Consider the following 21,143-nt stretch of genomic DNA (forward strand, 5'->3'; position numbering starts at 1 on the left):
TCCTCGGAGCGGGCCGCGCGTTCACGACCTTGGCTCGCCAGAAATGGACCTGCAAGTCCAAAACCCCAGCTAGGGTGGGGCCATGACTCGCGCGTTGACCCGCAAGGGCGAGGCGACCCGAGCGCGGATCGTCGCCGGCGCCGCCGCCGAGATCCGTGAGCGCGGCGTCGACGAGGTACGCCTCGAAGATGTGATGGCCCACACGGGCACCAGCAAGGGCCAGCTCTTCCACTACTTCCCCGACGGAAAGGAGGAGTTGCTGCTCGCGGTGGCCCAGCACGAGGCCGACCAGGTGCTCACCGACCAGGAGCCGATGCTCAGCAACCTGACCTCCTGGCTGGCCTGGCAGGCGTGGCGGGACCGGCTCATCGAGCGTTACCGCGCCCAGGGCGTGAAGTGCCCGCTCAACGGGCTGCTCGGCCAGACGGGTCGGCGCGCGCCGGGCGCCCAGGCGATCGTGACCGGGCTCATGTGGCGCTGGCAGGACAAGATCACCGAAGGCGTCCGGCACATGCAGTCGACCGGTGACATCGCTCCCGACGTGGACGCCGAGCGCACCGCCGCGGCCCTGCTGGCCGGCATCCAGGGTGGCGTCCTGCTGCTGCTCTCCACCGGCAGGATCGACCACCTGGAGGCGGTGCTCGATGTGACCATCGAACGCCTGCGGGCGGCCCGCCGAGATGATCGAAGACCGGAAGAGGTACGGCAGTGAACGACGACGACAACCGACCGCCACTGGTTCTGATCCACGGCCTGACCTACGACAGGAGGCAGTGGGACCCGGTGCGGCGCGAGCTGGCGGCGATCGACCCCGACCGGCGGGTCCTCGCCCTCGACCTGCCCGGTCACGGCGACGCGCCCCGGCGGAACTCCTACCGGATGTCCGAGGTCGCCGACGTCGTGCACACCAGGGTGACCGAGGCGGATCTCGGCACGCCGATCGTGGTGGGGCACTCGGTGGGCGCGGTGGTCGCCACGACCTACGCGGCGCGTCATCCGGTGCGGGGAGTGGTCAACCTGGACCAGATCCTGCTGCCCGGCCCGTTCGGCGCCGCCGTACGCGAGGCCGAGCCGACGCTGCGCGGCCCGCAGTGGCGGCAGGTGTGGGACCGCATGCTGGCCGGTATGGGCATCGAGTCGTTGCCGGCCGAGGCGCGTGCGATCGTCACCACCGCGACCGACCCCCGGCCGGATCTGCTGCTGGGGTACTGGGGCGAGATCCTGCACTCCTTGGACGAGGGCGTCGCCGCCGCGCGGTCCGGTGACCTGCGATCGATCGCGGAGCGCGGAGTTCCCTACCGCTGGGTGACCTCGTCCGAGCCGCCGGCTCGTTACCTCGCCTGGCTGACGGGAGTTCTGCCGGAGGTGGAGGTCACCGTGCTGCCCGGCAGCCACTTCCCGCACCTGGCGGAACCGGCGACGATCGCCCGGCTGCTGGCGAGCTGAACTCGGCGTCGGGCCCGGACCGTCAGGTCGGCCGGGGCGTCGCCGGTGGTCGGTCGAGCTGGTCGAGACGGGCGAGATCGCCGTCACCGGCTCGGATCACGGCTGCGGCCAGTGCGGTGGTGTCCGGGTGGACGCCGGCCCGCTGCTCGGCGGCGGCGATCTTGACCGCCTGCGCGAGGTGCGCCCGCAGATGGGTGGCGAGCAGCCGCTGGAACGCCTTCCCGGTGGTCGACCGGAGCGCGGCCAGCTCGTCAGCGGTGATCATGCCGGGCATGTCGTGACCCTCGTGGGGATTGGTCGTCGGCGCTCCGGCCTCGCCGAGCAGGTCATGGGAGCGGGCCAGGTCGGCCCGGTTGCTCGCCTGGACCCGCGCGGCCAGCCCGTGCCAGGTCGGGTCGGTGGTCTGGGTGGGCACCAGGTCCAGCACCGGGATCAGTCGTTGCGTCATCGCCGCCGTGAGCTGCAGCCAGGCGATGTCGGTGGGGCTGAACGCGCCGGTCGACGGGGTGGCGGCGGCCGGCGTGGGAAGCGGTGGCGTCGACTCGTCCGTGGTGCTCGACGGTCCGCCGGCACAGCCGGCGGCGAGTACCGCCGTCATGAGCAACGCGACGTGAACGCGCATGCCTCCTCCTTTCCGGCGCGGCCCCCGAGGGGCAGGGGACGGCCCGGCAGGACCGGGCCGCCCCCACGACGACTCAGATCGGTCGGCCGTCGTGTCCACACTTGACGACCGGACGGATGCAGTCCTGGACCCGGCGAGCCATCTCCGCGGTCGGCCAGGCGTTGAAGAAGTCGCCGTGCATCGTGTAGCCCGGCCCGGAGGCGAGCCGGAAGTGCGACGGGTCGCCGTTGACCGGGTACCGCAGCACCTGCCGCAACTTCGGCACGTGCACCGGGTGGGTGCTCGGGCAGGCCTGGTTCACCGGGTACGCGAGGTGGCTCTTGTGGTCCGCGGAGTCCAGGTCGCGGCCGTTCCAGCACTGCGGGAAGTCGAGGTACGACTCCAGCATCGTGCCGGCCGGGCAGTTGACGAAGTCCTTGGACGGTGGCACCTGACCGGCGTGCAGGCAGGACCAGCGGGCGATGCTGTCGTTCGGGCCGGTGGCCTTCGCGTTGCCGGCGACGAGCCGCAGGCCCTGCGGGATCGGTTGGGTGTTGGCGACGACATCGGAGCGCACGCCCTCACCGAGGTAGTAGAACGTGGCGATGGCCGGTTCTACCGCGACGTTGTCGCGGTAGAGGGTCGGCACCCAGTACGACGAGACGTCCACCGCCGGGTTGCAGGTGGTGGTGGATTTCACCAGGTCGGGCAGGGTGGTGGTGGCGTTCGTCGCCGTGCTGCCGAAGAAGCTGTGCATGTGTGAGGCCCCCGGCAGTCCGGGGAAGACGATCGGGTCGTCCGGCAGCCGGTGACTGTACGTGCAGTCGGCGGGGAACTCGGCGACCCGGATGACGTTGGCGACCGGGGCGGCGTCGGCCCGGTCGGTGGTCGAGACCAGGTAGGTGCCGAGGAGGGTCAGCAGGGCGCCGATCGCCACGGTGAGGCGTAGCCGGCGGGGGACGTGGGGTGCGGCCCTGTCCATCTGGTAACTCCTGTCGGGGGGACGGGTCAGGGGCAACTCCGGTGCCGCCGCCGAAGACAGCGGAGTGTGCCCTGGCCAGACTGGTGGTGGCCCGGTGGGGCCGGTGCGAGAGAGCGCTCTCAGCAGTCCAAGCCTCGCCCTGATGTCGAAAGTTGTCAATACGTCCCGCAGTTGCTGGAAAAATGACGACGACAGCACACCGGCCGGGCCCGTAGCGGACCCGACCGGCTGCCGCGGTGAACTATCTTCCTAGGACGCGTTAGAGGGTGTGCCCGCCACCCCGAACGGTGTCAGCGTTGGCGACCGGGAAGCATCGCCAGGGCCTTCGAGCGCTGTGCGACGAGGTCGGCGTAGGTGCCGTCGCGCTCGGCCCAGCGGTGCATGTGTACGCCCTTCACGAGGATCTCGCTCGGGGTGGGGTTCGCCGAGAGCAGCAGCATGACCTCGGTGGCGAAGTCGTCGAGCGGCAGCGCGCGCGGGTTCACCGTGTCCTGACCGGCGGTCGCGACGGCCGGGGGGACGAGTTCGACGACGTCGACACCGGTGCCGTCGAGTTGCGCGCGCAGTGCCTCGGAGTAGGCGTGCACCCCGGCCTTCGAGGCGGCGTAGCTGGGCATGGGCGGGAACGGCAGGAAGGCGATGCCGGAGGTGACGGTGATGAAGGTGCCCGCACCCCGACCGACCAGATGCGGCGTGAAGGCGTCGATGACCCGGATGGTGCCGACCAGGTTGGTGTCGATCGTCGTCTGCGCCGCCGCGAAGTGCGCGGGGTCGCGAAGGTCTTCCAGGAGCATGGCACCCGACATCGTCACCACCGTGTCCAGCTCGGGGTAGCGGGCGAGGACGGCGTCCCGGGCAGATGCGACAGAGGCACCCTCGGTCACGTCGATGCCGAACGTGCCGAAACCTTCCGCGGCGAGTTCCGCGCGGGCCTCGGGGTTGCGACCGCCAACGGCCACGGTGCTGCCCGCCGCGGCGAACCGCCGGGCCAACTCCCGCCCCATACCCGAGGTGCCGCCGACGATGAGAACTGTGCGGTTGGAGAGATCCACGAGATCTTCCCTTCGATCCAGAGGGCGCCGGCGGGTGAGCTCGCGGGCGCTTACGGTGCTGCTCGCTGTCCTTGCCGAGCAGGGCGATCACCAGTCTTGACCGAGCCCGGTGGAGGTGGCAGGGCCCCCGTTTTCCCAGGTCCCACCAGGGCCCCCTCTGCGGCACGCGCGCCGCACTACCGTGGTGACCATGAGTGAAGAGGAGTCGGGCGGCGGCCACCGGCTGGGCAGCTACCTGCGGGCCCGCCGGGAACTGGTCTCACCGTCGCAGGTAGGGCTCCCGACCGGCGGCCGGCGCCGCGTGCCCGGCCTACGACGCGAGGAAGTCGCCCTGCTCGCCGGGATCAGCCCCGACTACTACCTGCGGCTGGAACGGGGCCGGGACAAGAACCCCTCACCGCAGGTCCTCGAATCGCTCGCGCGCGTCCTGCAGCTCGACGACATCGAGCGGATGTACCTGCTCGACCTCGCGGCGGCGCGCCCACGGACGCCGCGCCGCAAGCGCACCGAGCACGTACCAGCGCGGGTGTACGAGCTGCTTGCCCACCTTCAGATCCCCGCGTTCGTCGAAGGACGCGCCTTCGACGTGCTGGCCTCCAACCCGATGGCCGTGGCGTTCTCCCCGCGCCTGCGGCCCGGTGAGAACCGGCTGCGGTCGCTCCTGCTCGATCCCGAGGAACGAGCCTTCCACCAGGACTGGACGAAGGCCACCGCCAACTTCATCGCCACCCTCCGTACGACCATCGGGGACGACATCGACAACCCCCGGTTCGTTGAGCTGGTGGGCGAACTCGCGCTGTCCAGTCAGCGGTTCCGCACCCTGTGGGCCCGCCACGACGTCCGCAATCTCGACGGAGGCACGACGACGGTGCACCACCCCGTCGTCGGTGACCTACGCCTGCACCGGGACAAGCTCCCCATCGATGACGTCATCCTCGTCGTGTACTACCCCGACAAGGACAGCGACAGCGACGAGAAGCTGCGGCTCCTCGCCGCACTCGCCCACACCGGGACCGCCGACGACCAGACGCGGGTGGGGCGGCCCGACGCTTCGTCGGACCGCCCCACCCGTTGACGGAGTCGATCAGAAACCGAGTACGCCCCGACCGCCCACCACGGGCAGCCGCAGCTCACTGTCGTTCGGGGCGACCCGCAACTCAGTACCGCCCAGCGGCAACAGCGTGTACTCCTGGTCGGAGGAGAAGACGACCACGCCGATCCGGTGGCCCGCCGGGAAGACGTAGTCCTTCGGCTCCATGGTCCACCGGTAGTCGTACAGCTTGCCCTGCTTGACCGGCGCGGTGCGCGCGGCGCTGACGCGGTTCTGCGGGTCCATCCAGCCGCGCGTCACCACGACGGGCGTGGCGGTCGACCCGGCCGGGCCGTAGTCGACCAGGTAGGCCGTGAGGTTGGCGTCGGGCTTGTTGTCGATCGCCATTCGGAGCCGCATCTCGGGGCGGCCGGAGATGCGGACGCTCTGCGCGAGCGCGGGGGAGCGGTAGGCCAGCCGGTTGGCGCTGGCCGTGTCCGGGTCGGCGACCAGGGTGTCCGGGTGGATCGTCCGTCCCTCGTCGACGAAGCTCTGCTCGATGCGGGCCTTCGGCAGCTTGCCCGTGGTGAGCGTGCCCGGGGCGGTGGCGTCGGTGGCGGCGAACCGCAGCCCGACCTCGCGGGCGGCCGGGTCGGGCCAGTTGGCGTACGTGGTGTACGCCCGGTCCTCGCGCTGGAGCACCGCCGTCGGCTCGTCCATGATGCCGTTGCGCACGTTCCACAGCCAGTAGTCGAACCACCGGTTCTCGGTCTGCTTGTACGTCCAGGTCTGCCCGCTGGGCAGGGTCACCGAGGCGCTGCTGCCGGGCCCGCCGTGCCCGCCCTGGTGCAGCCAGATCTTGCGCGGCACGTGGCGCTTGGCCAGCTCGTCCCACCAGCCGGCGAAGTGCTCGGTCTTGACGTTCCAGTCGTTGAGGCCGTGCACGACGAAGACGCTGGCCTGGACGTTGCGGGCGTCGAGGTAGTCGCGGTCGCGCCAGAACGGCGAGTAGTCGCCGGTGACCCGGTCCTGCTCCTTGGTGATCTGCGCGAGCTCGTCGGCGCACTGGCCCTCGGCACGTGCCTGCCCGGCCGTGTACTGGGCCAGGATGTCGAGGTCCTCGCCCTGGAACGTGCCGGGCGCGACCACCAGACCGTTGGCCCGGTAGTAGTCGTACCAGCTGCTGATCGCCGAGACCGGCACGATGGTCTTCAGACCCTTGACCCCGGTGGTGGCCACCTGGTTGGGCAACGTTCCGTTGTAGGAGACGCCGGTCATGCCGACCGCGCCGGTGGTCCAGCCGGCGGTGACCGGGGCGCCGTTGGCGTCGTACCCCTTGGCCCGTCCGTTGAGCCAGTCGATGACGGCCTTGGTGCCGAGCGTCTCGGCCTGGTCACCGCTGGTCGGGCAGCCGTCCGAGTCGCCGGTGCCGACGCTCTGGCCGAGCACCACCGCGTACCCGCGCGGCACGTAGTAGTCGTCGAGCGAGCCGGGCAGGTTGGCCTTGGCCTGGGCGCGCTGCGTGCCGGCGTCGAGCGCACGCCGGCCGGAGTGGTCGGTCAGGCCGTTCTGCGGCAGGTCGTCGACCAGCACGCTCGGGTACGGCACGTCGCCCCAGGTGCCCTTGCGGTACGGGCTGTGCTCGAAGATGACCGGCACCTTGAAGCCCTCGGTGGCGGTCTCCCGGGGCCGGGAGATGTCGATCGCCACCCGGTCGGGACGACCGTCGTGATCGGTGTCCACCGGGGTCTGGACGTACACCCGCTCCTCGATGGCGTCGGCGAGCGAGAACACCGGTTGGGTCATGCCGTCGGCCACGACGATGCCGGTGGGCGCGGACGCCGTGGGGCGGGCGGCTGCGGGTGTCGGTGTCGCGCTCAGGACCAGTGCGCCGGACACGCCGACGCTCAGAAGTGCCAGATGACGGGGTCGACGCACGCGCGTCTCCCTTCGGTCGGGCTGGTTGCCGGGTCTCGGCAGGGGCCAGTCGCGAAGATCCATTCGTCGCCATGCTAGGTGCGGGTGGACGTCGGCGTCGATCCCTTCGGGTGGTCACCTCCGGCCGTTCTCCCGACCGGGATCGCGGCGGTAACCGAATCGACATCGAACCAGGTAGGCCGTCGACACATGGCAGGCAACGTTGTCTCGGTGGACGAAAAAACTGTCTTCGCGACCTCCCGAAGATCCGTCGCGCAGACCTATGATCTTGCAAATGTCGCCCAAGAGGCGCCATTTGTCCACATGAGACAGGAGCGACATGCTCAGGAGAACACGCTGGCTGCTGGCCGTCGCCGTGACGGCCACGGCGCTGACCGCCGTGCCCGGCGGCACCGCCACGGCCGGCCCCGGCGGTATCGCCGGCACCGACACACCCCGCACCTCCCCGGACGGCAAGACGCACACTGTCACCCTGCTGACCGGCGACGTGGTGACCGTCCGCAGCACCGGCTCGGGCTGCCCGCAGGTCACGATCCGGCCGGTCGACGAGAACGCGGTGATCGACCAGAGCTGCGGTCCCGACGGGCACCTGCACGTCGTCCCCGCCCGTGTCGCGTCCCAGATCGGCTCGGTCCTCGACCCCGACCTGTTCGACGTCACCGCGCTGATCGCCGACGGGTACGACGACGAGAGCACCAGCCAGCTGCCGGTCATCGTGCAGCCCGCCACGGCCTCCGCCCGGGTGGCCGCGCTCGCCGACGTGCAGACGCTGTCCAGCATCGGCGCGGTGGCCGGCCACGTACCCAAGAAGAGCCCGGCCACCGCGAAGCTCGCGACCAACTCGCTGCTGGCCGGCGCGAAGAAGGTCTGGTTGGACCGCAAGGTCCGCGCCACCGCCCTGCCCGCCGCCGCGAAGCCCGCCGGCCTGGACCGTAACCTGACCCAGATCGACGCGCCCGACGCCTGGAAGGCCGGCTACACCGGCAAGGGCGCCCGGGTCGCGGTGCTCGACACCGGCGCCGACTTCAGCCACCCGGACCTCGCCGGGCGGGTCGTCGAGCGGGCCGACTTCACCGCCGAGGGCGGTGACGCCGTCGACCACAACGGCCACGGCACGCACGTCGCCTCGACCATCGCCGGCACCGGCGCGGCCTCTCACGGTCAGCGTCGTGGCGTCGCGCCGGACGCCCAGCTCGTGATCGGCAAGGTGCTCGACGACCACGGCTCCGGCGAGGACTCGGGCATCATCCTCGGCATGGAGTGGGCGGCCACCCGGGCCGACGTCATCAACATGAGCCTCGGCGGCAGCCAGGCCGACGACGGCAGCGACCCGCTCTCGCTCGCCGTCGACGCCCTGAGCGAGCAGACCGGCACGCTGTTCGTCATCGCGGCCGGCAACAGCGGCGCGCAGATCTCCTCACCCGGGTCGGCCGCCACCGCGCTCACCGTCGGGGCCGTCGACCGCGACGACAAGCTCGCCGACTTCTCCAGCCGGGGACCGCTGATCAACAACAACGCGGCCAAGCCGGAGCTGGTCGCGCCGGGCGTCGACATCGTCGCGGCCCGTGCCGCCGGCACCAACCTCCAGGACCCGATCGACAGGTACTACGAGTCGCTCAGCGGCACCTCGATGGCAACGCCGCACGTCGCCGGCGCCGCCGCGCTGCTCGCCCAGCGGCACCCCGACTGGACCGGCGCGAAGATCAAGGCCGCCCTGGTCGGCGCGGCCGACCCGCTGACCGGCTTCGACCCGTACGCCATCGGCGCCGGCCGCCTCAACGCGGCCCGTGCCCTCGGCGGCCCGACCAGCGACCAGCCGGTGATCAACCTCGGCACGTTCGCGTACCCGCAGTCCGGGACCAGCGAGACGAAGCTGAGCTGGACCGGCGGGTCCACCCCGGCCACGACGGTCCTCGACCTCGACGTCTCGATCGTCAACCACGACGGCCAGAGCGTGCCGCGCGGCGCGGCGTCGCTGTCGACGAGCCGGGTGACCCTCAAGCGGGGCACCACCGGGGCGGCGACCCTGCGGATCAACCGCACGGCGCTGGCCAGCCGGCCGGGCCTCTACCTTGCCACCGTCACCGCTCGCACCGGCCACAACGTGGTCGCCACGACTCCGGTGAGCTTCTCCGTCGAGCAGCCCAGCTACGACCTGACGATCCACACCAAGCCGATGCCCGGCCTGCGGGAGGGCGCGGACGCCTGGATCAATCTCATGGTCGCCAACCTCACCGACCCGCTGCTGTTCTACGGCGGAGCCGGCGGCACCCAGGGGGACACGTTCACCCTGCGGGTGCCGGCCGGACGGTACTCGGTGCTCGGCGCGTCGATCGCCTACTACGTCGACAGCGACGTGCAGGAGAGCACCCTCACCGCGGCGGGTGACCTGGACGTGCACGCCGACCGGAGCGTGACCCTCGACCCGGCGCAGGCCCGGCCGGTCACGGCGACCGTCGACGGGGCGGCCACCCGGACCACCCGGACCGACCTCACCACCTTCCAGACCGCGGTGAACGGCCTGCCGTGGTGGCACCAGATCAGCGGGTTCGGTGTGGCGGCGGCGATCCGCAGCGTGGCGGTCCCGAAGCCCACCATCGGATCGCGGCGCACCTGGGCGGCCGTCAACATGGACTCGCCCGCCGGCACCGCGAAGCCGTACCGCTACAACATCGTGCACGAGTACACCGCCGGCGTACCGGCCGACCCGTCGTTCCGGGTGACCAGGGCGGAGCAGGCCCGGCTGGCCCGCATCGACGAGCGGTTCCACCAGACCGACTCGCCGGAGATGTACACCACGTTCGTCCGCCTCGGCGAGACCGCCGACGGAGTGCCGGTGACCCAGACCTTCGAGGGCGTCATGCCGCCGAACCGGACGTCGTACCTCTCACCGGAGATCGTCTGGGCCGACCAGGGTGTCTACGGCGGACTGGGGGCCATGGAGGCGCCCCGCCAGTACCGGCCGGGCAGCCAGCAGTCCAAGGTCTGGGCACGGCAGCCGCTGCACTCCGACTGGTACGACGACCCGGCCGGTGACGGCTGGAGCTGCGCCAGCCCGCCGTCGCGGACCCAGGGCAACCTGCACCTCGACATGGTGACGCTGACCGACCAGCACCAGCGCGCCGACTGCCTGCAGGGTGAGGCGATCGGCGTGAAGCGCACGCTGTCGCTGTACCGCAACGGCAAGCTGGTCGAGCAGAGCGACCGGCCGATCGCCGACTTCACGGTGCCGCAGGCGATGGCCGACTACCGGCTGACCTTCGACGTCGACACCAGCCTCATCCTGCCGATCTCCACCAAGGTCAACACGTCCTGGACGTTCCGGTCCGCCGGGCCGGCCGGGACCGGTCGCGTGCCGTTGCCGCTGCTCGCGGTCGACTACGCGCTGCCGATGGACCACGACAACCACCCCGTCGGCGGTCCGGCGGAACTGACCGTCCGGCAGGCGCACGGCGTCAAGGCGCAGAAGGTGACGTCGATGCAGGTCTGGACGTCGACCGACGACGGCGTCACCTGGAAGTCGGCCCGGGTCACCGGAAGCGGTGACAACTACCGGTTCGACCTGCCGAAGGTCGCCTCCGGGCAGGCCGTCTCGCTGCGGGTGAAGGCCGCCGGCAACGGCGGTAGCGGCATCGACCAGACCGTCATCCGGGCGTACCACGCCGGCTGACGAGTGACGTGGTGTCGGCTCGGCTACGGCCGGGCCGACACCACCGCCGTCACTGACCCTCCCAGACCGCCTTCGCGCCGGAGTCCCCGGTACGGACCACGTAGTACACGGCGACGGCGGCGGCCACCACCGACAGCACCTGCAACGCCAGGGTCACCGTCCGGTTGGCGGGTACGCCCTCGGCGGCGCGCGGCGGCACGAAGCGGACCAGGGCCAGCGCCACGAGTCCCAGCGCGATCGTCGCGTACAGGGTCAGGTCACCGAAATCCTGGTGCGCCTCCAGCTTCGGGACGAACTCCGGCGTCACCCGGTTCGCCGAGCGCAACCGCTCGAAGAAGGCGTCCCCGGTGAGCTTCGCCAGCAGCGCGCAGATGGGCGCGCCCACCGCGAGCAGCGCCAGCACCCAGCGCGTGTGCGGCCGGATCGGCGCGACGAGCGCGTAAGCGATCGCCAGGAGCGCCAGGAGCGGCACGAACACGACCGCGGCGTGCAGCACGAGCGGATGGGCGGGGATGCCCTGGAACTCTTCGAACATTCGGCGACTCCTCCGGCCACGGCGGATCTCGATGATCCGCGGCATGGAGGCTATCGGTACCGATCGGGTGTGCCCAGAGTCGCGTACGCAGAGCCACCGCTCAGTTCCGTGAGCGCGGCAGGCAGTCCTTCTTGTACTTCAGACCCGATCCGCACCAGCACGCGTCGTTGCGCTCGGGTGGCCAGGGAACGCGGGCGGCGGGCCGCGCCGACACCTCGGCTGCGTAGCCGGCCCGGACCGCGGCGTCGGTCGGGTCGCCGTCGCGTCCACGGGCGAAGGCGTCCAGGCCGGCCACCGTCGCCCGGTACACGCCCAGCCCGGTCCGGCCGGCGCCGGTCAGCCTTACCAGCTCCTTCTCCAGCCGCGCCCGGTGCGCGTCCCAGTCCGGCCCGTACACGTCGGTCAGCTCTGGGTGGGCGGCGAGCAGCTTGTCGAACTCGTCCCGGGGCCAGAGCAGCAGATCCGACGCGCCGCCCTGACGCTCCGAGACCTGGCGGACGAGCTGGTTCTCCAACCGGTCGGCCAGATCGTCCTGCCGGTCGTGCGGCAGGTTGAGGTTGCGGCGTACCCGGTGGCGCTGTTGCAGCAGCAGGAACAGCACACCGGGGGCGTCCGGCGGACCGACCTGCGGGTCTGCCGTCGTGTCGTGCTCGGCGAGCAGTGTGCCGACCGCCTCGCTCAGCCACGTCTCGGCGGTCGACGACCGACCGGCCGCGTCCAGCGCCGCGCTCAGGTAGGCCGGCACGTCGGGCTGCGTGAGCAGCAACGGACGCAGCGCCGTCAGCTCGGCCATCGCCTCGTCGTCCCGGCCGCCGGCCTGGAACATCACCCGGGCCCGCAGCGCGCGGGCCACGCCCGCCCGGGGGTCGTCCACCGAGGGGTACGCCGCCACCGCCTGATCCGCGTAGCGCAGGGCCGCGTCGGTCCGGGCCCGGATCCGGGCGATCTCGGCGGCGAGCGTCAGGGCGTCCCCGGCATCGTCGGGATCCTCCAACCGGCCCTGCTCGACCGCCTCGGCGAGGTCGGCCGCGACACCGAGCGGGTCGGCCGCGCCGAGCGCCGAGCGGCGCAGTTCGGCGAGGTCAGCCTTGGTGAGTACGTCTCTCGTCGGCACGATCTCACGGTACGTCGGAGGGCTCCCGTCCGGCCCAATTATGGTCATCTGCCGTCAACCCGCCCCCGATAGCGTCCGGTCGCCAGTTTCTCGACCAGAGCACACAAAGGCGGAGTTATGGGCACGGTGGATCGGCGTACGTTCCTCAAGGCGATGGGAGTTCCCGCGATCGGCGCGGCGCTCCCGCTGGACCTCAGCAAGGCGCTCGCCATCCCGGCGAACGACCGGACCGGCTCGATCGAGGACGTCGAGCACGTGATCATCCTGATGCAGGAGAACCGGTCCTTCGACCACTACTTCGGCACCATGCGTGGCGTGCGCGGCTTCGGCGACCCGCATCCGGTGACCCTGCCGTCGGGCAAGGACGTCTGGCACCAGCCCGACGGCGCCGACGAGCTGCTGCCGTTCCGCCCCGAGGTGAAGGACCTCGGCCAGACCTTCCTGCCGGACCCGCCGCACGGCTGGAACGACGGGCACGCCGCCTGGAACGACGGCCGGTTCGACGGGTGGGTGCCGAACAAGGGCGTCACGTCGATGACGTACCACACCCGGCAGGACCTGCCCTACCACTACGCGCTCGCGGACGCGTTCACCGTCTGCGACAGCTACCACTGCTCGCTGATCGGGCCGACCGACCCGAACCGCTACCACATGTGGAGCGGCTGGGTCGGCAACGACGGCAAGGGCGGCGGCCCGGTCATCACCAACGCCGAGGCCGGCTACGACTGGTCGACGTACCCGGAGCGGTTGGAGCGCAACGGCATCTCCTGGAAGATCTACCAGGACGTCGGCACCGGGCTCAACGCCGCCGGCTCCTGGGGATGGACGAACGACCCGTACATCGGCAACTACGGCGACAACTCGCTGCTCTACTTCCACCAGTACCAGAACGCGCAGCCCGGCACGCCGCTGGCGGACCGCGCGAAGACCGGCACCGAGATCCGTACCCAGGGCCGCGACCCCGAGGCGCTGCTGGCCGACTTCCGGGCCGACGTCGAGGCGGGACGCCTGCCGCAGGTCTCCTGGATCACCGCGCCCGAGGCGTACACCGAGCACCCGAACTGGGAACCGGCCTACGGCTCCTGGTACGTCTCGCAGGTCATCGACATCCTCGCGTCGCACCCCGAGGTGTGGAGCAAGATGGCGCTCTTCATCACGTACGACGAGGAGGGCGGCTTCTTCGACCACGTGGTCCCGCCGACGCCTCCGCAGACGCGCGAGCACGGACAGTCGACCGTGCCGACCACCAACGAGATCTTCCCCGGCGACGCCGACCACCCGGCGGGCCCGTACGGCCTCGGCATCCGCGTACCCATGATCATCGTGTCGCCGTGGACGCGGGGCGGCTACGTCAACTCGCAGGTCTTCGACCACACCTCGCTGATCAAGTTCCTGGAGACGCGGTTCGGGCACGGCCGGCCGGACCTGGTCGAGAAGAACATCACGCCGTGGCGGCGTGCCGTCGTCGGTGACCTGACCACGGCCTTCGACTTCCGGCACCCGAACCGCTCGCGTGACGTGAAGCTGCCGGACACCGACGACTTCAAGCCCGAGGACCTGGTCCGGCACCCCGACGAGGTGCCGGTACCGCCGGCCGAGGGGCGGCTGCCCGAGCAGGAGCGCGGTGTACGGCCGGCGCGGGCGATCCCGTACGCCCTGCACGCCGACGGACGTCGGGGCGACGGCGAGTTCCGGATCGACTTCCGCAACACCGGCGGCGCGGGAGCGGTCTTCCAGGTCCGTCAGGCCGGTAGCACGGCCGCGCCGCGCAGCTACACGGTCGAGCCGGGCAAGCGCCTGGCCGACACCTGGCAGATCTCCTCCGGGTACGACCTGTCGGTGCACGGACCGAACGGCTTCTTCCGCCGGTTCGCCGCCGGCCGCTCGGATCTCGACATCACGCCCGCCGTCGACGAGCGGGGCGACAAGATCGAGCTGACGATCACCAACCGTTGGCCGAAGCGGGTCGAGGTGACCGTCCGGGACGGCTACCACTCCCGGCCGGTCACGCTGTCACTGCGCCCCGGTCACACCGAGCGCGCCACCTGGCCGCTGGCCCGCACGCACGGCTGGTACGACCTCACGGTCGCCGTCGCGGGTGACCCCGGCTTCGCGTACCGCTGCGCGGGCCACGTCGAGAACGGCAAGGACAGCATCAGCGACCCGGCCCTCGGCGGGCTCGTCTGACGGACGCGCGCGGCACCGGGTTCACCGCTGCCCCGGTGCCGCGTGCGTTCGCCGCCGGTGGGGGCGACCCGTGGCAGGTGGCGGTTGGCGCGGTGGACGATCTGTGCTCGGTGGTCGGAGGCGGATGTCCGGGTGAGCCTGATGCCTCAGTGGCATCTTGATGCCACACAGGCATCACGCTCGTCGGGGCACCCGCCCGCGCAGAGGTGACCCGCGGTAGCGATCGACGGGTTGCCGGTGACGTGCCGCTAGGGCTGCGGGGCGACGTGCCGCTACGGGGTGCGGGCGAGGTAGGCGCGTATCGCCGGTCTGCTCGCGGGGAGGCCGTACCCGCCGACCAGTTCGGCCACGTTGCCGAACTCCTGCCCGTCGATCAGCCACGGCTCGGTGGAGCTGCCCAGGGCCTCGGCGAGCCGCCGCTGCTGGGGCGTCAACGCGTGGACCGGCGTTCCTGCCGGCAGCGGACCGTCCGGGAAGGCGAGGCGCAGTGCCGCGCCGAGCAGTGTCAGCGACCGGTCGCCGTCCACGGTGGGCAGCCGGTCGAGCAGCGCGTCGAACGCGCGGTCGGCGTGTCGCGGACCGAGCTGCCGTAGGGCGAGCGCCGCGTAGCCGCCGAGATCGCCACCGAGGAACGGCACCCACTCACCCTCCACCGGCTCGACCAGGGCATCGCCGGAGGCCAGCGCCGCCCAGCCCAACAACTCGGCGACGGTCGCCGGGTCGGCCGTAGCGCCGAGGACCCGGGCCCGACCGATCGCGGCGGCCCAGCGGACCAGCGGGCGCGCATCGGTCAACCAACGGATGTTCGGCGCGGCGCCGAGCAGCCCCGTGGACACCAGCATGGTGGCCACCTCGCCGGGCGTCGCCGCGACGCCCGACGCGGCGTCGAGCGCGCCGGCCAGCGCGGACACGCTGGCGTCGGCCTCCTCGGGGAACCAGGCGAGAAGGTACGCCGCGACCAGGCGTACATCCGGATCGGAGTGACCCAGCAGGGCGCGGAACACGGGGACCCCGGCGCGCACCGCGTCGTAGGTCGCCAGCGCGACGTACGCCCACAGTCGGCCCTGATCCGCCTCGGACAGCGACTCGACGTAGAGGTACTCGACGTACTCCTTCTCGGTCTCGTCGCTGCCGGTCCACGGCGGCGGCTTGGCCGCGAGCAGCGCCCGCCCGCCATCGGCGGCCCGGCGGTACTCGACCACCGGGAAGCCGTCCGGTAGGACACCCTCGTCGAACCCGACAGCCAGGGCGCTCAACAGGCCGAGCACCGATGCCGGGTCTGGAGTCCCCGGACCGGTGAGCATCTCCAGCAGGAACGGCACCGCGTAGGCGCTCGCCTCGAACCGGTTGCCCTGGTGGAACACGTTGCCGTACAGCTCACCCAGGGCCTTGTCCCGAATTGACGCATCGGGGGAGAGCAGCGCGCGCAGTTGGCCGGGCACGTCGTCGGCCGCCCCGTAGGCGTGGCCCAGCCGCGCCCAGTCGATGTCGTCAAGTCCGTCGAGCACGCCGACATGCTCTCCCAGGCGCTGACCGTCCGGCGTGCCGGGTCGGTCAGAACTCCTCGTACACCGCGGGGTCCTGATCCGACAGCCGGCCGTCCGGGCGGCCCAGCGCGGTGATGGCCTCGACCTGGTCGTCGGTGAGCGCGATACCGAAGACGTCCAGGTTCTCGACCTGCCGCTGCGGCGACGCGGCCTTGGGCAGCGGGATCACCTGGCGGGCCACGTGCCAGGCCAGGATCGTCTGCGCGGTGCTGACGCCGTGCGCGGCCGCGATCTCGGCGATGACCGGGTGCTGTCGCAGGTCGTTGCCGTGGCCCAGCGGACTCCACCCCTGCACCAGGATGCCGTGCTCCCGGTGGTAGTCCAGCGCCTCCTGCTGCGGAAAGTACGGATGCACCTCGATCTGGTTGACCACCGGCGCGACGCCGGTCTCGGCAACCAGCCGGTCGATGTGCTCCGGCAGGAAGTTGGAGAGCCCGATGTGTCGCACCAGACCCCGCTCACGCGCCTCGATGAGCGCCCGCCACGCCTGCACGTACCTGTCGACCTTGGGGTTCGGCCAGTGGATCAGGTACAGGTCGATCCGGTCGAGGCCGGTGCGGAACACGCTCTCCTCGATCGTGGTCAGCGCCGCGTCGTGGTCGTGGTGCCGCCCCGGCAGCTTCGAGGTGACGATCAGCTCGTCGCGTACGCCGTCGCCCGCGTCCCGCACGGCCCGACCGACCGCGCCCTCGTTCTCGTAGTTCACCGCCGAGTCGAGCAGCCGGTAACCCGCCCGGATCGCGTGCCCGATCGCGTCGACGCCCGCCGAGCCGTTCAGCTGGTACGTGCCGAGCCCGATCGCGGGCAGGGTCGTGCCGTCGGCGGCGCTCAGGTGCGGAATCGTCATGATCGGGACCCTACTCGCACGAGTGGCGCGTCACCGTGGGCTGGGTCAACTGTCGATCACCCGGAGGAAAACCGTGCCGCTGCCGGCATCGAGGTAGACGGTGCCGTTGTACTGGGCCGTCTGCACCTCCTCGGCGTACTTCTCACTGACCTGCCAGGTGCCACCGGTGGGCAGGAACGGACGCAGCTCGGCGCTCAACGACGCTTCCCAGCCGGGTGGCGCGGGCTGCCACTCGTACCCCTTGAGGATCGTGGCGATGGTGTCGGGCCGTAGGACGACGAGTGCCTCGATCTGCGTGTCGGTCGGGCCCGGCACGGTGACGCGGCTTTCGCCCCCGGCGGTTGCTGCCTTCCAGTGGGCTTCGACGAAGTCGCCGAGGCGCGGGAACCGTTTCGTGATCGGTTCCCTGTCGGTCTGGACCGGTGTCGGGCTCACGCTGGCGGTCCGATCTGGCGGATCGTCGTTTCGGGCGTTGTCGGAGCATCCGGCGAGAGCGACGACGAGTGTCGTCGCCACCAGCCCGGCGCGAAGGCCAACCATCACGGTGTGCTCCTTGTCGAACCTGTTGTGCGGAAAGCGACCCGATACCTCAACCGGCGGCCTCTGGTTGGTCCACGATACTGACGACAGCATCGCGGCGGCGCTAGCCGTGCGACTTACCCTCAGGCAGGCCCGGGATCACCAACGGCGTCGCGGATGGCGAGCGCGGCCTGGACGAGCGCCGCGTGGGTCAGCGTCTGGGGGTAGTTGCCGAGGTGGGCGCCCGTCGCCGGGTCCGCCTCTTCGGCGTACAGGCCGAGGGGACTCGCGTGGTCGACCATGGCCTCGAACAGCTCGACGGCCTCGCGGCGACGCCCGGTGCGGGCCAGGGCCTGAACGAGCCAGAACGAGCAGGGCAGGAACGCGCCCTCGGTGCCGGGAAGGCCGTCCCGCCCGGGCGGGTAGCGGTAGAGCAGTGGACCACCGGCGGACAGCCGGTCCCGGATGGCGTCGATGGTGCCCCGTACCCGGGGTGACCCGGTCCGGTCCAGGCCGAGCAGCGGCAGGACGAGCAGAGCCGCGTCGAGATCCCGGGAGCCGTACGTGCGGACGTAGCTGTTCGTGCTCGGGTCGACGCCGCGCGTCCGGACCTCGGCGGCGATGGCGTCCCGGGACCGCTGCCAGCGTCGACGTTGCCGGTCCGACAGGGGGTGCGTGTCGGCGATGGCCAGGGCACGGTCCAACGCGAGCCAGCCCATGAGCTTGGAATGGACGTGTTGGGCGGGCTCGCGTACCTCCCAGATACCGGCATCGGGCTCCGGCCAACATTGGCAGACCACGTCGGCAAAACCGCGTACCGCCCGCCACGTCTCGGCATAGAGGCGGTGTCCGGCCTGGGCGAACGCCCAGGCCGCGTCGATCACCCAGCCGTAGCCGTCGAGCTGGTGCTGACCGGCGGCGGCGTTGCCCACGCGTACCGGGCGGCTGTCGAGGTAGCCGGGCCAATCGAGTTCCCGTTCCGCTGGTACGTGCCGGCCATGCAGCGTGAGCAGCGCCGGCAGGCGTGGCCGTTGCAGCCGGCTGGCGTGCAACAGCCAGGCGAGGAAGCCCTGGGCCTCGTCGGCCTTGCCGACGCTGAGGAAGGCGCTGACGCCGATGCTGGCGTCCCGGGGCCAGACGTAGCGGTAGTCCCAGTTGCGTTCCCCGCCGGGATCCTCGGGCAGGGACGTGGTGGGCGCGGCCACCGGCGCTCCCGAGGGGGAGTAGGTGAGCAGCCGCATCGTGAGCAGGCTTCGTACGACGTGCTCCCGGAAGGGCACCCGCTCGTCGATCTCGGCGATCCAGGCGCGCCAGCGGGCCTCGTCCGCGACGAGCAGGTCCCAGCCGGCCGTCGGCTCGATGTGGATCAGCGGTTCACGGTGGGCCACGGCCAGCACGAGAGTGACCGGATGACCGGGCCGGACCGTGAGCGGAGTGGCTCGGCCCGGTTCGATCCGGAACGTGGGCGTGCTGTCCAGAGCGACCGCCAGCGCCCCCCACTCACACACCAGGGTCCGATGCCGCTGCTGGACCCGGGGCCGGCGGTGCCGTACGCCCAGGCGGGGATCGAACTCCACCACCGCGTCGACCGCCGCCCCCTCGGCCGACAGCCGGCGCACCACCAGTGTCGTGGGCAGCAGGCGACCGCTGACCTCGGCGACCATCGCCTCGGTGAGGCGGAGTCGGCCGCCGCCCACCGCCCAGGTGGTCTCCAGCGTGGCGGTGTGCTGCCGGTACCGGCGTTCGAGGACCGTGGCCGGACGCGCCGGGCCGACCCGGAACGTCCCGGCGTCCGGGCCCCCGACCAGCCTCCCGAACAGCGGCTCGCCGTCGAAGCGCGGCACGCAGAGCCAGTCCATCGCGCCGTCACTGGCGACCAGGGCGGCGGTACGCGTGTCGCCGAGCAGCCCGTAGTCGCTGATCGGCCGCTCACCGGTCACGGCGGTCGCTCCTCGACGAGCGCCGGGTCAGCGGGCCTGCAGGAGTATTCCGAGCGCGACCCCGTAGACGACGTGGACGACGGCTGTGACCAGGGGAGTCTGGACGCCGTAGTTGAGGGCGAACAGCCCGGGCGGCTCCAACACCGCCGTGCTGGCCGGTCCCGCCCGCTGCGACGCCATGCGGGGGTGGACACCGGGAAGTAGCGGCAGCAACACTGTCAGGGCGATCCCCACGTGCACGATCCCGAGCAGCGCTCCGATCCACCAGGTGGCGCGGTACAACAGCGCGAACGTGCCCGCGTACCCGAGGGCGAAACCCTGACCGGCGCACAGGTGCAGGAAGAACCCGACGACCCGGGCCCGGTCGGGATCGGCGGTGACGAAGGTCCCGAGCACCAGAGGAAGGTCGAGCCGGGTGAGGCCAGCCAGCTGCGCGGTGATCATCGCCGCGGTGAGCGCCGCGGTGGCGACCAACCCGAACAACGCCCATCCGGCCCAGTCCATCTCAGCAGTCGTCGACGCCGCGGGCGTGCTCAATCATCGGTCCACCCTTCGGCTGAAACGGCGCGTGATCCGCGCCGGACGCTCACCCACCGGGCGTCCGGTTTATCACCATAAGCCACTGAAGCTGTCATGCTGGCCCGCTCGCTCTACCTCGATCGGGTCCGGCGGCGGGACGTGTGGCGGCGCGTGATGCCATTCGCGCTGGCGCCGGATCGGGTCGAGGACGGCTCACGTGCTGCGGATGCCCGACATGACCTCCGGGCGGCGCTCCTGAAGCTCACCCCACAACAACGTGCGTGCGTTGTCCTCTACTACCACGTCGATCTGCCCATTCCGGAGATCGCCGCGCAACTCGGTTGCGGCGCCGGCACGGTGAAACGCCACCTGCACGACGGTAGACGTCGCCTGGCCGGGCTGCTGCACGACGACGTAGGGGAGGACGACCGTGCCGTCCGATGACCGTCTTTGGCGGGACCGCCTGGCCAGGGTGGCGGACGAGGCCGATCCGCCGTCGTTCGCCACTGATCGCGTGCGCGCACGTGTCCGGCGACGGCGAGGGCTGCTGGCGGCCGGAACCGGCGTTGCTTCGATCATGGTGCTGTCGCTGGTAACGGTCGCCGCGGCCGGGATCGTCGGCGGGGGTGATCCGACCACCGGCACGGGCGCGAGTCCAGGTCCGTCGACTCCCACCGGGCCAACCGCCACTGCCAAGAAAGAGCCTGGGGTGTACGTCTGCGGCGACCGCTACGACCACGTGGTTCCCACTCCGGGCAGCCTCCTTACGGCGGAGGTGTCCTCGGTGGTCAAGGTGAAAACCGACTCCGGTCCAGCGGTGACGGTGACATTCGCCGCCACGCGGGCGGTCCATGTGGCTTCCAGTCCGCCATCGCTTTTTCAGGTGCTCTATCTGAAGGACGGTGTCATTGTCGGCGGAGGGCCGATGGTCAACAGACCGGGCGATCCCGGTTCCCAGGGCATCGATGCGATCCGAGGTGGGTTTGATCTCGCTCCTGGCAAACCTCACGAACTGCAGTTGGGTCCGCGAGAGATGTTGTGCCCGTCGTTGACCTGGCCCGACATCTGGGCCACACCCGATCGTTACGAGGTCGCGGTGATGATCGGTCCGGTCGAAGACCGCGGGGATGAGCTTCTCCTCAATGTTCCGCTCCCGCCCGCGGCCGCCTCGCTGGTGATGAAGGCGGCCTTGCCGGGCTGAACGACGTCTTCCCCG

18 protein-coding genes are annotated in these 21,143 nt (G+C 71.2%); 7 read left to right on the forward strand and 11 right to left on the reverse strand.

The annotated features are described in order from the left end of the window. Window positions 1–82 precede the first annotated feature (82 nt). Both ACIA3K_RS26830 and ACIA3K_RS26835 read left to right on the forward strand, forming a co-directional pair. Window positions 83–712 carry a TetR/AcrR family transcriptional regulator gene (locus ACIA3K_RS26830; protein WP_396804426.1) on the forward strand — a complete coding sequence of 210 codons (630 nt, stop codon included), beginning with the start codon at window positions 83–85 and terminating at the stop codon, window positions 710–712. Next, window positions 709–1,446, forward strand: a complete 738-nt coding sequence (locus tag ACIA3K_RS26835; protein ID WP_396804427.1) for an alpha/beta fold hydrolase — start codon at window positions 709–711, stop codon at window positions 1,444–1,446. The genes ACIA3K_RS26830 and ACIA3K_RS26835 overlap by 4 nt, the downstream gene beginning before the upstream one ends. Window positions 1,447–1,468: 22 nt before the next feature. On the opposite strand, the gene ACIA3K_RS26840 is transcribed toward ACIA3K_RS26835, so the two are convergent. From ACIA3K_RS26840 to ACIA3K_RS26850, 3 genes are all read right to left on the reverse strand, one after another. Beyond that, window positions 1,469–2,068, reverse strand: a complete 600-nt coding sequence (locus tag ACIA3K_RS26840) for a DUF305 domain-containing protein (protein ID WP_396804428.1) — start codon at window positions 2,066–2,068, stop codon at window positions 1,469–1,471. Between the two features lie 73 nt (window positions 2,069–2,141). Then, window positions 2,142–3,029, reverse strand: a complete 888-nt coding sequence (locus ACIA3K_RS26845; protein WP_396804429.1) for a DUF1996 domain-containing protein — start codon at window positions 3,027–3,029, stop codon at window positions 2,142–2,144. Window positions 3,030–3,319: 290 nt separating this feature from the next. Continuing rightward, complete coding sequence (locus ACIA3K_RS26850; protein ID WP_396804430.1) at window positions 3,320–4,081, reverse strand: SDR family oxidoreductase; 762 nt, start codon at window positions 4,079–4,081, stop codon at window positions 3,320–3,322. Between the two features lie 190 nt (window positions 4,082–4,271). On the opposite strand from ACIA3K_RS26850, the gene ACIA3K_RS26855 reads away from it, so the two are divergent. Further along, entirely contained in the window at window positions 4,272–5,156 is an 885-nt protein-coding gene (locus ACIA3K_RS26855) for a helix-turn-helix transcriptional regulator (RefSeq protein WP_396804431.1), read from the forward strand. A 9-nt stretch (window positions 5,157–5,165) separates the two neighbouring features. Here ACIA3K_RS26855 and ACIA3K_RS26860 read toward each other — a convergent pair whose 3' ends face one another. After that, window positions 5,166–7,049, reverse strand: a complete 1,884-nt coding sequence (locus ACIA3K_RS26860; protein WP_396804432.1) for a Xaa-Pro dipeptidyl-peptidase — start codon at window positions 7,047–7,049, stop codon at window positions 5,166–5,168. Between the two features lie 319 nt (window positions 7,050–7,368). Here ACIA3K_RS26860 and ACIA3K_RS26865 point away from each other — a divergent pair, with 319 nt between their 5' ends. After that, window positions 7,369–10,719: a S8 family peptidase gene (locus tag ACIA3K_RS26865; RefSeq protein ID WP_396804433.1), complete on the forward strand. Its 3,351-nt coding sequence runs from the start codon at window positions 7,369–7,371 to the stop codon at window positions 10,717–10,719. A gap of 49 nt (window positions 10,720–10,768) precedes the next feature. On the opposite strand, the gene ACIA3K_RS26870 is transcribed toward ACIA3K_RS26865, so the two are convergent. Continuing rightward, window positions 10,769–11,254, reverse strand: coding sequence for a DUF2231 domain-containing protein (locus tag ACIA3K_RS26870; protein WP_396804434.1), 486 nt, complete (start codon window positions 11,252–11,254; stop codon window positions 10,769–10,771). Between the two features lie 100 nt (window positions 11,255–11,354). Beyond that, on the reverse strand, window positions 11,355–12,368 hold the full coding sequence (locus ACIA3K_RS26875; protein WP_396804435.1) for an SEC-C metal-binding domain-containing protein: 1,014 nt from the start codon (window positions 12,366–12,368) through the stop codon (window positions 11,355–11,357). Window positions 12,369–12,485: 117 nt separating this feature from the next. On the opposite strand from ACIA3K_RS26875, the gene ACIA3K_RS26880 reads away from it, so the two are divergent. Further along, complete coding sequence (locus ACIA3K_RS26880) at window positions 12,486–14,555, forward strand: phosphocholine-specific phospholipase C (RefSeq protein WP_396804436.1); 2,070 nt, start codon at window positions 12,486–12,488, stop codon at window positions 14,553–14,555. Between the two features lie 272 nt (window positions 14,556–14,827). Here ACIA3K_RS26880 and ACIA3K_RS26885 read toward each other — a convergent pair whose 3' ends face one another. The 5 genes from ACIA3K_RS26885 to ACIA3K_RS26905 form a co-directional block, all read right to left on the reverse strand. Beyond that, a complete protein-coding gene (locus ACIA3K_RS26885) occupies window positions 14,828–16,063 on the reverse strand; it encodes a hypothetical protein (protein WP_396804437.1) in 1,236 nt (411 codons plus the stop codon). A gap of 46 nt (window positions 16,064–16,109) precedes the next feature. Then, a complete protein-coding gene (locus ACIA3K_RS26890; RefSeq protein ID WP_396804438.1) occupies window positions 16,110–16,949 on the reverse strand; it encodes an aldo/keto reductase in 840 nt (279 codons plus the stop codon). Window positions 16,950–16,994: 45 nt separating this feature from the next. Further along, window positions 16,995–17,489, reverse strand: a complete 495-nt coding sequence (locus tag ACIA3K_RS26895; protein ID WP_396804502.1) for a hypothetical protein — start codon at window positions 17,487–17,489, stop codon at window positions 16,995–16,997. A 122-nt stretch (window positions 17,490–17,611) separates the two neighbouring features. Further along, window positions 17,612–19,408, reverse strand: coding sequence for a glycoside hydrolase family 15 protein (locus ACIA3K_RS26900; protein ID WP_396804439.1), 1,797 nt, complete (start codon window positions 19,406–19,408; stop codon window positions 17,612–17,614). A 27-nt stretch (window positions 19,409–19,435) separates the two neighbouring features. After that, window positions 19,436–19,912: a hypothetical protein gene (locus ACIA3K_RS26905; protein ID WP_396804440.1), complete on the reverse strand. Its 477-nt coding sequence runs from the start codon at window positions 19,910–19,912 to the stop codon at window positions 19,436–19,438. Between the two features lie 129 nt (window positions 19,913–20,041). Between ACIA3K_RS26905 and ACIA3K_RS26910 the strand changes: the two genes are divergently transcribed. Both ACIA3K_RS26910 and ACIA3K_RS26915 read left to right on the forward strand, forming a co-directional pair. Beyond that, window positions 20,042–20,371 (forward strand): RNA polymerase sigma factor, encoded by a 330-nt coding sequence (locus ACIA3K_RS26910; RefSeq protein WP_396804441.1) that lies wholly within the window; start codon window positions 20,042–20,044, stop codon window positions 20,369–20,371. Beyond that, entirely contained in the window at window positions 20,358–21,128 is a 771-nt protein-coding gene (locus tag ACIA3K_RS26915; RefSeq protein ID WP_396804442.1) for a hypothetical protein, read from the forward strand. Before ACIA3K_RS26910 ends, ACIA3K_RS26915 begins: the two co-directional genes overlap by 14 nt. The last annotated feature ends 15 nt before the right edge of the window (window positions 21,129–21,143 follow it).

Origin of the sequence: Micromonospora sp. NPDC051543 (assembly GCF_044454415.1) — a bacterium.
Taxonomy (GTDB): domain Bacteria; phylum Actinomycetota; class Actinomycetes; order Mycobacteriales; family Micromonosporaceae; genus Micromonospora.

Excerpts from the sequence above, each read along its gene's own strand:
- ACIA3K_RS26880 (WP_396804436.1), top strand. The coding sequence starts at position 12,486 with ATGGGCACGGTGGATCGGCGTACGTTCCTCAAGGCGATGGGAGTTCCC.
- ACIA3K_RS26830 (WP_396804426.1), top strand. The coding sequence starts at position 83 with ATGACTCGCGCGTTGACCCGCAAGGGCGAGGCGACCCGAGCGCGGATC.
- ACIA3K_RS26855 (WP_396804431.1), top strand. The coding sequence starts at position 4,272 with ATGAGTGAAGAGGAGTCGGGCGGCGGCCACCGGCTGGGCAGCTACCTG.
- ACIA3K_RS26865 (WP_396804433.1), top strand. The coding sequence starts at position 7,369 with ATGCTCAGGAGAACACGCTGGCTGCTGGCCGTCGCCGTGACGGCCACG.
- ACIA3K_RS26845 (WP_396804429.1), bottom strand. The coding sequence starts at position 3,029 with ATGGACAGGGCCGCACCCCACGTCCCCCGCCGGCTACGCCTCACCGTG.
- ACIA3K_RS26870 (WP_396804434.1), bottom strand. The coding sequence starts at position 11,254 with ATGTTCGAAGAGTTCCAGGGCATCCCCGCCCATCCGCTCGTGCTGCAC.
- ACIA3K_RS26890 (WP_396804438.1), bottom strand. The coding sequence starts at position 16,949 with ATGACGATTCCGCACCTGAGCGCCGCCGACGGCACGACCCTGCCCGCG.
- ACIA3K_RS26895 (WP_396804502.1), bottom strand. The coding sequence starts at position 17,489 with ATGGTTGGCCTTCGCGCCGGGCTGGTGGCGACGACACTCGTCGTCGCT.
- ACIA3K_RS26910 (WP_396804441.1), top strand. The coding sequence starts at position 20,042 with ATGCTGGCCCGCTCGCTCTACCTCGATCGGGTCCGGCGGCGGGACGTG.
- ACIA3K_RS26905 (WP_396804440.1), bottom strand. The coding sequence starts at position 19,912 with ATGGACTGGGCCGGATGGGCGTTGTTCGGGTTGGTCGCCACCGCGGCG.
- ACIA3K_RS26840 (WP_396804428.1), bottom strand. The coding sequence starts at position 2,068 with ATGCGCGTTCACGTCGCGTTGCTCATGACGGCGGTACTCGCCGCCGGC.